Annotated in this window: 13 protein-coding genes; 2 read left to right on the top strand and 11 right to left on the bottom strand. The window is 67.2% G+C overall.

From position 1 onward, the window contains the following. Window positions 1–84: 84 nt before the first annotated feature. Entirely contained in the window at window positions 85–1,125 is a 1,041-nt protein-coding gene (locus tag ACW177_RS11085; protein ID WP_008260883.1) for a rod shape-determining protein, read from the bottom strand. A 284-nt stretch (window positions 1,126–1,409) separates the two neighbouring features. Further along, complete coding sequence (locus tag ACW177_RS11090) at window positions 1,410–2,123, bottom strand: TVP38/TMEM64 family protein (protein ID WP_492025769.1); 714 nt, start codon at window positions 2,121–2,123, stop codon at window positions 1,410–1,412. Window positions 2,124–2,247: 124 nt separating this feature from the next. On the opposite strand from ACW177_RS11090, the gene ACW177_RS11095 reads away from it, so the two are divergent. Next, window positions 2,248–3,453 carry a pyridoxal phosphate-dependent aminotransferase gene (locus ACW177_RS11095; RefSeq protein ID WP_492025770.1) on the top strand — a complete coding sequence of 402 codons (1,206 nt, stop codon included), beginning with the start codon at window positions 2,248–2,250 and terminating at the stop codon, window positions 3,451–3,453. A gap of 183 nt (window positions 3,454–3,636) precedes the next feature. Here ACW177_RS11095 and ACW177_RS11100 read toward each other — a convergent pair whose 3' ends face one another. The 9 genes from ACW177_RS11100 to serS form a co-directional block, all read right to left on the bottom strand. Then, window positions 3,637–4,017, bottom strand: coding sequence for a hypothetical protein (locus ACW177_RS11100; RefSeq protein ID WP_492025771.1), 381 nt, complete (start codon window positions 4,015–4,017; stop codon window positions 3,637–3,639). A 36-nt stretch (window positions 4,018–4,053) separates the two neighbouring features. Beyond that, window positions 4,054–5,043, bottom strand: a complete 990-nt coding sequence (secF, locus tag ACW177_RS11105; protein WP_492025772.1) for a protein translocase subunit SecF — start codon at window positions 5,041–5,043, stop codon at window positions 4,054–4,056. Further along, a complete protein-coding gene (gene secD, locus ACW177_RS11110) occupies window positions 5,043–6,635 on the bottom strand; it encodes a protein translocase subunit SecD (RefSeq protein WP_492025773.1) in 1,593 nt (530 codons plus the stop codon). Before secD ends, secF begins: the two co-directional genes overlap by 1 nt. Window positions 6,636–6,668: 33 nt before the next feature. Further along, window positions 6,669–6,986, bottom strand: coding sequence for a preprotein translocase subunit YajC (gene yajC, locus ACW177_RS11115; RefSeq protein ID WP_271166406.1), 318 nt, complete (start codon window positions 6,984–6,986; stop codon window positions 6,669–6,671). A gap of 102 nt (window positions 6,987–7,088) precedes the next feature. Beyond that, on the bottom strand, window positions 7,089–8,135 hold the full coding sequence (locus tag ACW177_RS11120) for a peptidoglycan DD-metalloendopeptidase family protein (RefSeq protein ID WP_492025774.1): 1,047 nt from the start codon (window positions 8,133–8,135) through the stop codon (window positions 7,089–7,091). A 262-nt stretch (window positions 8,136–8,397) separates the two neighbouring features. Then, window positions 8,398–9,336 carry an IS110 family RNA-guided transposase gene (locus ACW177_RS11125; protein ID WP_492025775.1) on the bottom strand — a complete coding sequence of 313 codons (939 nt, stop codon included), beginning with the start codon at window positions 9,334–9,336 and terminating at the stop codon, window positions 8,398–8,400. 210 nt (window positions 9,337–9,546) lie between these two features. Continuing rightward, window positions 9,547–10,191: a protein-L-isoaspartate(D-aspartate) O-methyltransferase gene (locus ACW177_RS11130; RefSeq protein ID WP_492025776.1), complete on the bottom strand. Its 645-nt coding sequence runs from the start codon at window positions 10,189–10,191 to the stop codon at window positions 9,547–9,549. Continuing rightward, on the bottom strand, window positions 10,188–10,979 hold the full coding sequence (gene surE, locus ACW177_RS11135; RefSeq protein WP_492025777.1) for a 5'/3'-nucleotidase SurE: 792 nt from the start codon (window positions 10,977–10,979) through the stop codon (window positions 10,188–10,190). The genes ACW177_RS11130 and surE overlap by 4 nt, the downstream gene beginning before the upstream one ends. 138 nt (window positions 10,980–11,117) lie before the next feature. Then, window positions 11,118–12,602, bottom strand: a complete 1,485-nt coding sequence (gene serS / locus ACW177_RS11140; protein WP_492025778.1) for a serine--tRNA ligase — start codon at window positions 12,600–12,602, stop codon at window positions 11,118–11,120. A 352-nt stretch (window positions 12,603–12,954) separates the two neighbouring features. Between serS and mutL the strand changes: the two genes are divergently transcribed. Beyond that, complete coding sequence (mutL, locus tag ACW177_RS11145; protein WP_492028109.1) at window positions 12,955–14,841, top strand: DNA mismatch repair endonuclease MutL; 1,887 nt, start codon at window positions 12,955–12,957, stop codon at window positions 14,839–14,841. The last annotated feature ends 14 nt before the right edge of the window (window positions 14,842–14,855 follow it).

A 14,855-nucleotide genomic window follows, 5' to 3' on the forward strand; every position in this document is an offset into this window, starting at 1 on the left:
AAATCGGGACCGGAATGGAACCGTCGATCACGCAGGACGGAAAAGGATTTGCGGCCAGGCCTTCACCCGGCCGCGGATCGAAAATCAGAGCGCGGAGTCGAGCACGCCCTTCATCCAGCGCGGATGTTCCAGCACGCGGCCGCAACCGATAGCGACGCACGACAGCGGATCGTCGGCCACCGAGACCGGCAGGCCGGTGTGATCGCGGATCTCGATGTCCAGGCCACGCAGCAGGGCGCCGCCGCCCGTCAGCATGATGCCCTTGTCGGCGATGTCGGCGGCCAGTTCCGGCGGGGTGGCTTCCAGCGCGACCTTCACGGCCTCGATGATCTGGGTCACCGGCTCGGCCAGGGCTTCGGCGGCCTGTCGTTCCGAGATGCGGACCTCGCGCGGCACGCCCTGCATCAGGTCGCGCCCCTTGACCTCGATCGACAGGCCTTCGCCGTCGGCCGGGATACGGGCGGTGCCGATGTCCTTCTTGATGCGCTCGGCGGTCGTCTCGCCGATCAGCAGATTATGGTTGCGACGCATGTAGCTGATGATGCTGTCGTCCATCTTGTCGCCGCCGACGCGGACCGAACGCGAATAGACGATGCCCGACAGCGACAGAACGGCGACCTCGGTCGTACCGCCGCCGATATCGACGACCATCGAGCCGGTCGGCTCGTGGATCGGCAGGCCGGCGCCGATCGCGGCGGCCATCGGCTCGTCGATCAGGCCCACGCGGCGGGCCGAGGCGTTCAGGCAGGAATCGTTGATGGCGCGACGCTCGACCGCCGTGGCGCCGGACGGCACGCAGACGATGATCTTCGGATTTACGAAGCCCTTGCGGTTATGCACCTTGCGAATGAAGTGCTTGATCATCTCTTCGGCGACTTCGAAGTCGGCGATGACGCCGTCGCGCATCGGGCGGATGGCTTCCATGTGGCCCGGGGTGCGGCCCAGCATCTGCTTGGCCTCGATGCCCACGGCGTGGACGATCTTGCGTCCGCCGACATTGCGCAGGGCCACGACCGAAGGCTCGTTCAGGACGATGCCCTTGCCCTTCATGTAGATCAGGGTGTTGGCGGTGCCCAGGTCCATCGCGATGTCGTTGGAGATCGCGCCGAAAAGGGAAAAGCTCATGGGAATCGATACCGTTGTTCTTTGACCGAGGGCGTCAGTTTCGCAGTTGACCTGGCGACGCCCCGCCGCCCTGACATCCCCTTGCCGGACAGCTTCCTGATCGTCTTCGCCACGCCTACCGTTGGCCCGTGTGCCCGTATGAAACAGGGAATACAACCCCCTTCGCGTGACAGACCCCAGTTCACCCCCAGCCCTGTATAAGCTTGGCCCTTGAGGGCGTTCACGTTAGCGTCATGAACGGGTCCAACGGGCTGTGAAACATGCTGCCTCTACGTCACCCGGCGTCAATCGCCGCGCGCGACCTCGCGTCGTCTGACCCATTCGCGCACGCCCAGCATCAGCCCCAGCCAGGCCAGGGCCACGCCCGCCAATATGGCCGAGGTCCAGACACCGTCCCCGCTGACCGCCGTCATGAATGAGCCGCCGAAGAAGGCGACCAGGGCCGTCTTGGGCAGCACGCCCAGGGCGCACCCGGCCAGGAAGCCGGGGAAGGACGCCCGCGCCGCGCCGAACGCCATATTGACGACGATGAAGGGCGCCGAGGGCACGTTGCGGATCATGAAACTGGCGTAGAAGGCGTTCTTGCCCACGAACCGGGTCAGCCGCCCGACCGTCTTACCGCCGTGCCGCTCCAGCAGCCGCGCCGTCGGCCCCCGCCCCATCCAATAGGTGACGGCGGCCGAGGCGACCGTGGCGATCCAGCTGTACAGAAATCCGAACCACGGCCCGAAGGCCACGACGCAGGCGGCGATCAGGATGAACTGCGGCGCCCCGAAGAAGGCCGCAACCGTAAACACGATCACCGCCGCCGGCAGCCCCCACGGCCCATGTCTGAACCCGCCCAGCCAGGCTTCCAGACGCACCTCGGCGTCCAGGCCCAGCTGGGTCTTGCCCACGGCGAACAGGGCGATCATCGCGCCCAGCAACACGACAGTCGCCAGCACGGCGCGCCAGCGCCGCGCCTCCATATTGGACAGGAAATCGAGGATCCAGCGCATCAGACGGGCCGCTTATCACCCTGTCCGTCGATTAGCGAGCGTCGGCGGATTGTCCCGGACGGCCTCCGCGCGTAAGGAACCCCGCCTTCCCCGGCACGAACCTTCCAAGATCGACGGGATACCCATGTCCAGCCTGCAATCTTCCGCCCTCGCCCGCGTCAAGCCTTCGGCCACCATCGCCGTGACCGCCCAGGCCCGGAAGCTTAAAGCCGAGGGCCGCGACGTGATCGGCCTCGGCGCCGGAGAGCCGGACTTCGACACCCCCGAGAATATCAAACAGGCCGCCATCGACGCGATCCATCGCGGCGAAACCAAATACACCGACGCCGACGGCATGCCCGAGCTGAAGAAGGCCATCGTGGCCAAGTTCGCTCGCGAGAACGGTCTGACCTACGACGTGTCGCAGATCCACGTCGCCCCGGGCGGCAAGCCGGTCATCTTCAACGCCCTGGTCGCCACCCTGAACCCCGGCAACGAAGTTATCGTGCCCGCCCCTTACTGGGTCTCCTATCCCGACATGGTGCTGCTGGCCGGCGGCGAGCCCGTGACCGTGGTCGGCGAGGAGAAGGACGGCTTCAAGCTGCGTCCCGAGGTGCTGGAGGCCGCCATCACGCCCCGCACCAAGTGGCTGATCCTGAACAGCCCGTCCAACCCGACCGGCGCCGCCTACACTCAGGCGGAACTGCTGGCCCTGGCCGATGTCCTGCGCCGCCACCCCCAGGTCTGGGTGCTGACTGACGACATGTACGAGCACCTGGTCTATGGCGACTTCGAATACACCACCATCGCCCAGGTCGCGCCCGACCTGATCGACCGCACCCTGACTGTCAACGGCGTGTCCAAGGCCTATGCCATGACCGGCTGGCGCATCGGCTACGCTGGCGGTCCCAAGCCGCTGATCGACCTGATGCGCAAGGTGGCCAGCCAGACCACCTCCAACCCCACCAGCATCAGCCAGTGGGCGGCGGTAGAGGCCCTGAACGGAACCCAGGACTTCATCCCCGAGCGCAAGGCCGCCTTCGAGAAGCGTCGCGACCTGGTCGTCTCGATGCTGAACCAGGCGACGGGGATCACCTGCGCCACGCCCGAAGGCGCCTTCTACGTCTATCCGTCCATCGCCGGCCTGATCGGCAAGACGACGGAATCAGGCGTGGTCATCGACGGCGACTCCACTTTCGCCGCCGAGCTGCTGAACGCCGAGGGCGTGGCCGTGGTCCAGGGCGAGGCCTTCGGCCTGTCGCCCTATTTCCGCATCAGCTACGCCACTTCCGACGCCGTGCTGGAAGAAGCCTGCACCCGCATCCAGCGCTTCGCCGCCTCGCTGCGCTGAGGATTTCGTTCCACCGCCCGTCACCCTCGGGCTTGTCCCGAGGGCCCACGGCGGATGCGAACACGGACGCTTGCGGCAGCATAAAAACTGTCGCCGCATCACCTCCACTTCGAGTCGCTGAAAGGTGGGCCCTCGGGACAAGCCCGAGGGTGACGGGCGGGATCGCTGATAAGCCGATCAGGTTCAGAACACCGTCACCTTCGCCGGGTTCGCCGGGTCGCGCGTGCCCGCCGACGTCGCCACGCCGTTCTTGACCAGGGCGATCCCGACCGAGCCCTCGCCGCCGGTCTTGGTCAAGGTACAGCGGCCGTTGTCGCCGGGCAGGCGTCCATGGCGGTCGCCTCGGCCCTCCTGCGTCATGGCGTTCAGCCAGCGGTCCCGTTCATAGCGATTGACCCAGACCGTCACCGGTCGAAATCGACAGACCAGGGTCCAGGACGCCCCCTGCGGCGCGGCGACCGACCAGGGCAGGCCCTGATAGGCGTCCTTGCCCACATGGGTCTGGGCCTCGGCCAAGCCCGGCCCAAGCACCAGCAGCGCCGCAAGCAAAAGCTTCCACCTCATCACACCCTCCCCCGCCTCCGGGAGAGGATGCCGCAGTCAGGGCCGGCTGGCCATGCCCAGCTTGATCGGCTTGGCGTCCTCGGTCAGGGCGCCGCGCTTGACGCCCCACAGCAGGATGATCGGCGCGCCGACATAGATGGACGAATAGGTGCCGACGATGATGCCGAACATCAGGGCGATCGAGAAGCCGAACAGGGCCTCGCCGCCGAAGATCGCCAGGGCCGCCAGCACCATGACGGCGGTCACGCCGGTGATGATGGTCCGCGACAGGGTCTCGTTCAGCGACAGGTCGATCACCTCGCCCAGAGGCATGGTCTTGTACTTGCGCAGGTTCTCGCGAAGACGGTCGAACACCACCACGGTATCGTTCATCGAATAGCCGATGACGGTCAGGATTGCGGCGACCATGTTCAGGCTGAACTCCAGCCGGAACACCACGATCAGGCCGAAGGTCAACACCACGTCGTGCAGCAGGCCGATCACGGCGCCGAAGCCGAACTGCGGTTCGAACCGGAACCAGATGTAGAGGAACATCAGGCCGATGGCGACGGCCAGGGCCAGCAGGCCCGAGGTGAACAGCTCGCCCGAGACCTTGGAGCCGACAACGCTGACGCCCGAATATTGAACCTCGCCCACGGTCTGGCTGATGGCGGTCTCAACCTGGTTGACCACCTGGGTCTGGTCGCGGCCTTCCGGCACCTGAAAGCGCAGGATGGCGGTCGAGCCGTCATCGACATTGGTGTCGCGCCTGGCGATGCCCTGCACCTGGACGTCGCCCAGGTTCAGACCGTTCACGGCCTCGCGCACCCGGTCCAGCTCGATCGCCTGACCGGCCGGCTTGGACACTTCCATCGAGGCGCCGCCGCGGAAGTCGATGCCCATGTTCAGACCGGGGATGAAACATCCCACGATCGAGGCGACGCACAGCACCACCGACAGCACCGCGGCGAACCGGGCGTATTTGACGAAATGGAAATTCGTCTTCTGCGGCAGCAGTTTGATGAAGGGCCATCCACGCATCGCCATTACTCCGCGATCGGCAGTTTTTTGGGCTTGGCAGTCTTGAGCCAGTAGGCCAGCAGCACCTGGGCCACCAGAACCGACGAGAACACCGAGGTGAAGACGCCGATGCTCAGCGTCCAGGCGAAGCCGCGCACCGGGCCGGCGCCGAAGACGAACATGATCGCCGCCGCCACCAGGGTGGTGACGTTTGCGTCCAGGATCGTGCCCCAGGCCTTGGAGAAGCCGGCGTCCATGCTGGCGATCACGCTGCGGCCCGACCGGGCCTCGTCGCGCATCCGCTCATAGATCAGCACGTTGGCGTCCACGGCCACCGCGAAGGTCAGGATCAAACCGGCGATGCCCGGCAGGGTCAGGGTCGCCTGGGTCAGCGACATGGCCGCCACGATCAGCACCCCGTTCAGGATCAGCCCCAGCACCGACACGCCGCCGAACAGGAAGCCGTAGGCCAGGATCATGAAGACCACGATGATGGCGAAGCCGACCGCGGTCGACAGGGCGCCCGCCGCCACGGCGTCCGCGCCCAGTTCGGCGGTCACGGTCCGACGCTCCTCGACGTTCAGCGGCGCCGGCAGGGCGCCCCCGTTCAGCAGGTTCACCATCGTCGCCGCTTCCTGGATCGAGAATTGGCCTTCGATGATGCCCGAGCCATTGGTGATGGCGCTGTTGATGCGCGGCGCCGATATGACCTTGCCGTCCAGAATGATGGCGAACGGCTTGCCGATATTGGCAGAGGTCGCCTCGCCAAACCGGCGCGCGCCCGCGCCGTCGAACCGGAAGCCGATGGCGGGCCGACCGCTCTGGTCAGCATCGACCGAGGCCCTCGTCAGATTCTCGCCCGAGACCAGAACCCGTTTTTTCACCAGATAAGGCGTGCCGTCCTCACCCATCAGCAGCTCGGCGTCCGGCGGGACGCGGCCAGCCTGGGCCTCGGTCACCGAGTTCTCGGTATCCACCATCTGGAAGGTCAGCTGCGCCGTCTGGCCGATGATAGCCTCGAGCTTGGACGGATCGCTTTCGCCCGGCGCCTGGACCACGATCCGGTCAGAGCCCTGGCGGGTGATGGAGGGCTCGCGTGTGCCCAGGCTGTCGATCCGGCGGCGCACCACCTCGATCGACTGGTCCACGGCGGTCGATCCCATGCCGGCCAGGGCCGTGTCCGTATAGGCGAAGCGGATGCGGTCGCCGCCGATGCGGGTTGCGGTCCGTTCGACCTGGCCCGACGGTCCCGCCGCCCCGGCCAGCTGGCGCAGAGCTTCAAAAGCCGCCGTCTGCTGCCCCGGATTGGCCAGGGTCACGATCACACCGCCGGCTTCACGCTGGAAGCCGTTGGTGGCGATGCCCTCGCCGTTCAGCGTGACCCGCACATCCTCGACCAGGTTGGTGACGCGCTTTTCGCGCATCGCCGCCACATCGACCTCAAGCAGCAGGTACGACCCGCCCTGTAGGTCCAGCCCCAGGTTCAGGGCGTTCTTCGGCAGCCAGCCGGGCATCGCCTCCCGCTGAGCCGGGCTCAACAGGTTGGGGAAGGCCAGCAGGCAGCCCAGGATCGCCGAGGCGACGACGAGAATGACTTTCCAGCGCGACAGCTGAATCATGAGGACAGTCCAGGTTCAGCGATACGCTTGGTGTCAGGCCTTGGAATCGTTGGCGGCGATGGCGGTGCGGTTGCGCACCTCGGCGATCATCGTCTTGACGACGCGCACATTCACGCTGGGGGCGATCTCGACATTGACCTCGCCCTCTTCGACGCGGGTGACCTTGCCGATGGTGCCGCTGGACAGCACGACCGTGTCGCCGCGCTTCACGGCGGCGATGGCGGCCGCATGTTCCTTGGCGCGCTTCTGCTGCGGACGGATCAGCAGGAAGTAAAACAGGATGAAGATGGCGACGATCGGCAGGAACTGCATGATCACGGCCATCATGCCGCCGTCAGCTGGGGCGCCCATAGGGTCTCTCCGAACACAAGGGGGGCTGCCCTCGTCGGCGCCCCATTAAAACGAGGCGCGGAACCTAGGGCTCCGTCTCGCGGATTGCAACGCGACTAAGCGTCAGCGCGGCAATACAGTCAGCGGATCGACCGCAACGGGGTCATCGCCGCGCATCTGGCGGGTCTCGAAATGGATCGAGGGGCGTCCGTCGCCGGCCGTCAGGCCGACAGTGCCGATCTGCTGGCCGGCGCGCACGTCGTCGCCGTCCTTGACCGTAGCCGAGCCCAGATGGCCGTAAACCGTGCGCCAGCCGCCGTTGTGAACAACCAGGACCGTCAGCCCCTGGCCCACCAGGTCGTCGCCCACATAGGCCACCCGACCGCCGGCCGCGGCCACGACCGAGGCGCCGGCCGAGGCGCCGATATTGATGCCGTTGTTGCGCTCGCCCATCCCCACCGGGCCGAACCGGCGCAGGACATCGCCCCGCACCGGCCATTGCAGGGCGATGGGACCGCCCGCGATGGGCGTCGTCGAGGGGGCGGCGGTGACCGGCGGACGGGCGGGGGTCTCGACTGGCCGTGTCTGGGCCGGCAGGGCCGCATTGCCCGAGGGCGGTGGCGGCGGCGGCGGAACCACGCCAGTGTTCGGCACCAGCACCCCGGCCGGCGACGGCCCGGTGGCGTAGGGATCGCGCCCTGTGTCCACGGCGGAGTCAGGCAGGATGATTCTCTGACCGCTGGTGATCGCTCCACGCGGCCCCAGACCGTTCAGGTCGATCAGGGTCTGCACCGGCGTCTGGAATCGCCGCCCGACGCCGGAGATGGTGTCGCCCGGCTGGATCACATAGGCCGCGCCCGGCATGACCACGGTGGACGGCGAAGCCGGAGCGGGCGTTGCCGGATAGGTCGGCGCAACCGAAACCGGCGGCGGCAGGGCCCCGCCCTCCACCGCCCCGACCGGGGCCGTAACCGGCGGCTGGTAGGGCTGGGCGGGCTGTCCATACGGGCCTTGCTGGGCCGGCGGCTGGGCGCCCTGCCCGGCCGTCTGCCCGGCCGGCGTGGGTCGCGTCGAATACTGCGGCTCGGACGGATAGGTCATACAGGCCGCCGCACTCAGCGACGCCCCTGCGATCACAGTCGCTCTCATCCAGCCCGAAATCACCGCCACCGGCCGCTCCTCACATGGTTAAATCCGCCCGCCCGGTGTGCCCGCTCGCGCCGCCCAAGCCAAGCCCGCAATCATCGCGAAAGTTGGGCGGGAAGGTTAACGGTCGAATTCGCGGCTAAGAGCCCCTCCACCACCGCGCAAAACGGCGCGGCGGTCCCCCTCCCCGCAAAAGCGGGGAGGAGACGCGACAAACATCTGTCTCCTCCCCACAAGGTGGGGAGGTGGATCGACGCGCAGCGGCGAGACGGAGCAACTGTGTTTGTCAGTGGGTTGCGATCCTCCATTCGGAACGGTCGCGGACGACGGCGTTGAGCAGGGTCATCAGCTTGTTGATCAGGGCGACAAGGATGACCTTTCCGGGTTTTCCCTTTGCGGCGAGGCGCTGTTTCATAACGGCCAGGACAGGGTTGTGGCGGGCCCCGATCAGGGCGGCCATATAGGCGACGTTGCGGACCACGGCGCGTCCGCCTCGGATCATGCTTCGGCCCTTCAAGGATCCGCTCTGGCGGTCATAGGGGGCGACGCCGACGAGGGCGGCGATCTGCTTGTGGCTCAGCCGACCAAGTTCGGGCAGGTGGGCCATCAGGGTCCAGCTCAACACCGGGCCGACGCCGGGGACCGAGCGCATCAACCTGTCGCGTTCGGCCAGGTCGGGATCGGCGGCGACGGTGGCGGCCAGACGCTTCTCCAGCAGCACGACGTCGGCCTTCATCCGGTTCAGGCGGCGGGCGGCCATGCGGCGCAGCATTGGGTCGCGCACCTGTTCGACCTGATTGCGGACCCGAACCTGTTCCTCGCACAGGGCGCGGCGGGCATCGACCAACTCAGCCAGAGCCTGGGCGCGGGCGTTGGGCTCCACCGTCCGTCCCGGCAGGGTCTGGACGAAGCGGGCGATCAGTTGGGCGTCGATCAGATCGGTCTTGGCCTTCAGGCCCAGAACACCCGCGAAGGCGCGCACCCGACCGGCCTCCACCCGCCGCACCGCTAGGCCGGCCTGCGTCAAGGCCTCGACCAGGTCCCGTTCGTAGCCGCCCGAAGGCTCCAGCCCGACGGCTTCAGGCCTGATCGTTTGGAGTTGGTCGATCAAGGCGCTCCAGCCCGCCCGATCATTGCTCACCGACCAGACCTCGCCCGTCGTCAGGGCGACATCCAGCCTCGCCTTGCTCACATCAATGCCGACAAACACTCTATCCTGTGTCATCTTGCGACCCTTCCTTGCCAGTGCGGGATCCTCGTCCCGTGCAACTGTTCGGGTTTGGAAGATCACAGCCTGACCCAGGCTCCGTCACGGTCTCTCGACCAGGGGGTATACGGGTTCAAGGCCGCGGCGGGCGGCTGCGTGAACAGCCGCCCGCATCCACATTCAATCACAATGCCAACACACAAGGGGCTCTTTACCCGCGCACCGGCCTCACCCCTCCTTCGCCGTCCCCTCGACCAGGGGCACGAACCGCACCTCCGTCAGGCTTTCGCGCCGGAACGACCCGTCGCCCTGGCCGACATAGCGGTGCAGGATCTGCACGGATGTCCGCCCCACCGGCGCCACCAGCACCCCGTTCGGCTTCAGCTGTTTCAACAGCTCGGTCGGCTCGCCCGGCGAGGCCGCCGTCACCATGATCCGGTCGAAGGGCGCCTGTTCGATCCAGCCCAGGCCGCCGTCGCCGTGTTTGGTGATGACATTGTCGATCTCCAGCGTCCGCAGCTTGGCCTCGGCCTCGACCAGCAGGCTGCGATACCGCTCCACCGAATAGACATAGCGCGCCAGCCGGCTCAGCACCGCGCACTGGTATCCGCTGCCGGTGCCGATCTCCAGCACCCGGTGGCGGGGCTGGACGTCCAGGGCCTGGGTCATCAGGCCGACGATATAGGGCTGGCTGATGGTCTGGGCGCAGTCGATGGGCAGGGCCTGGTCTTCCCAGGCCTGGTCCAGAAATTTCTCGTGCACGAAGACCGCGCGGTCGATGCTCTCCATCGCGGCCAGCACCCGGGGGTCCGTCACCCCCTGCTGGCGCAGCGACAGGATCAGCCGTCCGGCGCGGTCGTCGTGCAGGTTCATGCGGCCTTCACCGCCTTCGGCGGCGCCCCGCCCAGCACCTTCTTCAGGTCATGGACGCTGGCCATATGGGTCAGGTCGATGTGCAGCGGCGTGACCGAGATCCGCCCCGCCTCGATGGCCCTCAGATCCGTGCCCTCGGCATGTTCCTGCTTCTCGCCGCGGAAGCTCATCCAGTAATAGTCGCGCCCGCGCAGGTCGGTGCGCCGCACCGCGTGCATCTCGCCCACGTCTCGGAAGCCTTGCGTCGTCACCTCGATCTGCTCGACCCGTTCGGGCGGCAGATTCGGGAAGTTCAGGTTCATCACCACCCCATTGGCCCATTTTTGATCCAGCAGCTTGCTGATGATCGCCGGCGCAAAGGCCTCGGCCGTCTCCCAGTGGGCCACCACCTCGTCGTGGAACCGTTCCAGGCTCTGGCTCAGGGCGATGGAGCGGATGCCGAAGGCCATGCCTTGCAGGGCGCCCGCCACCGTGCCCGAATAGCTGACGTCCTCGCCGATATTATGCCCCCGGTTCACCCCGGACAGCACCAGGTCCGGCCGCTCCGGCATCAGGTCGTTGACCGCCAGCACGACGCAGTCAGTCGGCGTCCCCGTCACCGCGAACCGCTTCTCGCCCAGCCTATGCACCCGCAACGGCTCGCTCAGGGTGATGCCCCGGCCCTTGGCCGACTGCTCGACGGCGGGCGCGCACACCCAGATGTCGTCGCTCAGCGTCCGTGCGATCCGCTCAAGGGATTCAAGGCCTTCCGCCTCGATCCCGTCGTCGTTTGTCAGGAGGATACGCACCCTAAACTCCGCTCATCCCGGCGAAAGCCGGGACCCAGTTCTGTCGCTCAGCAGTGCGTTGGACCAAGGCCGAGCGACCACGATCCCTCTTGCGCCCAAAGCACTGGGTCCCGGCTTTCGCCGGGATGAGCGGAAAAATCATTGACCGCCGCCTACGAATTCCAGACCGCCCATATAGGGCTGCAACACCGTCGGCACCGCGATCCGCCCGTCCTCCTGCTGATAGTTCTCCATGATCGCCACCAGGGTCCGACCGACCGCCAGCCCCGATCCGTTCAGCGTATGCACGAACTCGGTCTTCTTCTCGCCCACGCGCTTGAACCGCGCCTCCATGCGCCGCGCCTGGAAGTCCCCGCAGTTCGAGCAACTGCTGATCTCGCGATAGGTCCCCTGGCTGGGCAGCCAGACCTCCAGGTCGAAGGTCTTCTGCGCCGAGAAGCCCATATCGCCCTTGCACAGCAGCATCCGCCGGAACGGCAGCTCCAGCGCCTTCAGCACCGCCTCGGCGCAGGCCGTCATCCGCTCGTGCTCGGCGTCGGAGTCTTCCGGCCGCGCGATCGACACCATCTCGACCTTGGAGAACTGGTGCTGACGGATCAGCCCCCGCGTATCCCGCCCCGCCGACCCGGCTTCAGCGCGGAAACAGGGCGTCAGGGCCGTCATCCGCATCGGCGTGGCGAGGTCGTCCTCGGACAAGATGGTCTCGCGCACGAGATTGGTCAGGGAGACTTCGGCGGTGGGGATGAGCCAACGCAGAGTTTCAAAGAACTCGCCATTAAAGCCCATCGTAGCCGAAAGGCCTCCTTCGGATGTGGCGACATCTTTCTCGGGATGTCCCCTGAAGATCACTCCCGCGCCTTTCGTTTGCTGCTCAGAGTTCTCGGCTATGAGGAAACGACTGGCAAAGAACAGATCGTTTTCGAACTTCGGCAACTGCCCCGTGCCGAACATCGCCTCGTCCCGCACCAGCAGCGGCGGGTTCACTTCCAGATAGCCGTGTTGGTCCGTCTGCAGGTCCAGCATGAACTGGCCCACGGCCCGTTCCAGCCGGGCCAGTTGGCCTTTCAGCACCGCGAACCGGGCGCCCGACATCTTCGCCGCCGCCTCGAAGTCCAGCATCCCCAGGGCCTCGCCCAGGTCGGCGTGATCCTTGGCCGGACCGCCTTCGCGGGGCGTGCCCCAGCGCGAGACCTCGACATTGCCCGCCTCGTCCTCGCCGTCCGGCACATCCTCGGCCGCCAGGTTCTTCTGCGCAGCGAGAGTATCATCCAGCTCAGCTTTGAGTTCGCGTTCCAGCCGAGCCGCGGCGTCAATTTCAGACTGGCCTGCGGCCCCAGCCTCGGATTTCTTTTGCTCGACTAGCTGCAAATAATAGGCGGCTTGGTCGTCGTCTTCCTCGCGCAACCAGCGTTGGTATTGCGCCATCAGCACTCCGATTTCCTTCGAAGCAGCATTCTTCTTCGCAAGGGCTTCCTGGCCCGTCGTTTTTGCACGACGTAATTCGATATCGAGCCGCAGGATCTCCTCCACCAGACCTCTGGCGTCATCGCCTGTCATTCCGCGCGACGACCAGCCCGCGACGTAAACCTGGGGGTTCTCGCGAATGGCTCGGATATCGTGCATGGTCTGGAACTTCGGCTGGGCGGGAGAAGCCGAACGCTCTACCCGCCCGCGCGGAGTCGGGCAACGCGCTGCGCTCCATCTTTCGTCGCCCGTTTCCTTTCGTCATTCCGGGCGCAGCGCAGCGGAGACCCGGAACCCAGCGGCGCCGAAGGCGAAATCCATCCGCCCCGCCATGTCTGAAGATCGAGTCCGCGACAGGTTCGCGCTCTCGCGCGCCGCTGGGTTCCGGGTCTTCGGGCCAAGCGGCCCTTCGCCCGGAATGACGAAAGAAGGAGGCCAATGGCAAACGGACAGGGTTGCCCCCGAACCATCAATGGCGCGAATCCCTTCGCCCCCCTATCTTCCCCCTCCCATGCCCATCCGCCGCCTCTCCCCCGAAACCGTCAACCGCATCGCCGCCGGCGAGGTGGTCGAGCGGCCGGCCAGCGCCATCAAGGAACTGGTCGAGAACGCCCTGGACGCCGGGGGCCGCAATATCGAGATCCAGGCCGACGGCGGCGGCCTGTCGCGCATCCTGATCGCCGACGACGGCAAGGGCATCCCGAAAGACGAGCTGCCCCTGGCCATCGAGCGCCACGCCACGTCCAAGCTGGAACCCGACGACGCCGGCGACGTGGACCTGTTGCGCATTCACACCCTGGGCTTCCGGGGCGAGGCCCTGCCCTCCATCGGCTCGGTCGCCCGCCTGTCGATCACCACCCGGTCGCGCGACGAGGCCGAGGCCTGGGTCATCCAGGTCGAGGGCGGCGCGACCCGTCCCCTGGCCCCCGCCCCCTTCCCCGGCCCGCACGGCGCGCGGGTCGAGGTGCGCGACCTCTTCTACGCCACCCCCGCCCGGCTCAAGTTCATGAAGTCCGAACGGGCCGAGGCCATGGCCATTTCGGAAGAGATCAAACGCCAGGCCATGGCGCACGAGGCCGTCGCCTTCACCCTGTCGCTGGACGGCAAGGTCGCGCTACGCCTGCCCGCCGAACACCCCGGCGACGAAGGCCGGCTGAAACGGCTGTCGGCCCTGCTGGGCCGCGACTTCGAGGCCAACGCCCTGCTGATCGACCAAGAGCGCGACGGGGTGCGGCTGTCGGGCTACGCCGGCCTGCCCACCTATTCGCGCGGCAATGCGGCGCATCAGTATCTGTTCGTCAACGGTCGCCCGGTGAAGGATCGGCTGCTGCAAGGGGCCCTGCGCGGCGCCTATGCCGACTTCCTGGCCAGGGACCGGCACCCGGCCGCCGTCCTGTTCCTGGACATCGACCCGCTGTACGTGGACGTCAACGTCCACCCCGCCAAGGCTGAGGTCCGGTTCCGCGACCCGGCCCTGGTGCGCGGCCTGATCGTCGGCGCCCTGAGGCATGCGCTCCACGCCGCCGGCCACCGCGCCTCCACCACCGTCGCCGCCGATGCGATGGCGGGGTTCCAGCCCCACACGGGCGTCTCCACCGGTCCTGCCTACAGCCCCAGCGCCCCGTCAGCCCAAGGCTTCAGCGGCTGGACCGGCTGGTCCCAGCCCGCCGCCGCCGCGCAAGTCCTGCCCGGCCTCAACGAACGCAGCGCCCGCGTCGAACCCAGCTGGGACGGACCCGCCTGGCCCCAGCAAGCGCCCGCCGACCCCGCCCGTCACGACCCACGATTCACCCCTCACGCCCCCATCGACCCCCTCGACTACCCCCTGGGCGCCGCCCGGGGCCAGCTACACGCCAACTATATCGTGGCCCAGACCCGCGACGGCCTGGTCATCGTCGATCAGCACGCCGCCCACGAGCGGCTGGTCTATGAGCGGATGAAGGCCCAGATGGCCGAGGGGTCCGTGACCCGCCAGGCCCTGCTGACGCCCGAGGTGGTCGATCTGGACCCGGCCGAGGCCGAACGCGTCGCCTCGCGCGCCGAGGAACTGGCCGAGATGGGCCTGATCGTCGAGGCCTTCGGCGCCGGCGCCGTCCTGGTGCGCGAGACCCCGGCCATGCTGGGCGACACGGACGTGCAAGGGTTGATCCGCGACATCGCCGACGACTTGGCCGAACACGGCGCCGCCCTGTCGCTGAAGGAGCGGATGGCCGAGGTCTGCGGCACCATGGCCTGCCACGGCAGCGTCCGCTCCGGCCGCATCCTCACCGCCCCCGAAATGAACGCCCTGCTCCGCCAGATGGAAGCCACCCCGCATTCGGGCCAGTGCAACCACGGCCGCCCGACCTATGTGGAGCTGAAGCTGCACGATCTGGAGAAGCTGTTCGGGCGGCGGTGAGCGCCTGCACACAC

Source organism: Brevundimonas sp. AVps23W, from assembly GCF_058681395.1.

Bases quoted from the DNA above. Each gene is read 5' to 3' on its own strand.
- ACW177_RS11085 (WP_008260883.1), bottom strand. From the start codon at position 1,125: ATGAGCTTTTCCCTTTTCGGCGCGATCTCCAACGACATCGCGATGGAC.
- ACW177_RS11090 (WP_492025769.1), bottom strand. From the start codon at position 2,123: ATGCGCTGGATCCTCGATTTCCTGTCCAATATGGAGGCGCGGCGCTGG.
- ACW177_RS11095 (WP_492025770.1), top strand. From the start codon at position 2,248: ATGTCCAGCCTGCAATCTTCCGCCCTCGCCCGCGTCAAGCCTTCGGCC.
- ACW177_RS11100 (WP_492025771.1), bottom strand. From the start codon at position 4,017: ATGAGGTGGAAGCTTTTGCTTGCGGCGCTGCTGGTGCTTGGGCCGGGC.
- secF (WP_492025772.1), bottom strand. From the start codon at position 5,043: ATGGCGATGCGTGGATGGCCCTTCATCAAACTGCTGCCGCAGAAGACG.
- secD (WP_492025773.1), bottom strand. From the start codon at position 6,635: ATGATTCAGCTGTCGCGCTGGAAAGTCATTCTCGTCGTCGCCTCGGCG.
- yajC (WP_271166406.1), bottom strand. From the start codon at position 6,986: ATGGGCGCCCCAGCTGACGGCGGCATGATGGCCGTGATCATGCAGTTC.
- ACW177_RS11125 (WP_492025775.1), bottom strand. From the start codon at position 9,336: ATGACACAGGATAGAGTGTTTGTCGGCATTGATGTGAGCAAGGCGAGG.
- ACW177_RS11130 (WP_492025776.1), bottom strand. From the start codon at position 10,191: ATGAACCTGCACGACGACCGCGCCGGACGGCTGATCCTGTCGCTGCGC.
- serS (WP_492025778.1), bottom strand. From the start codon at position 12,602: ATGCACGATATCCGAGCCATTCGCGAGAACCCCCAGGTTTACGTCGCG.
- mutL (WP_492028109.1), top strand. From the start codon at position 12,955: ATGCCCATCCGCCGCCTCTCCCCCGAAACCGTCAACCGCATCGCCGCC.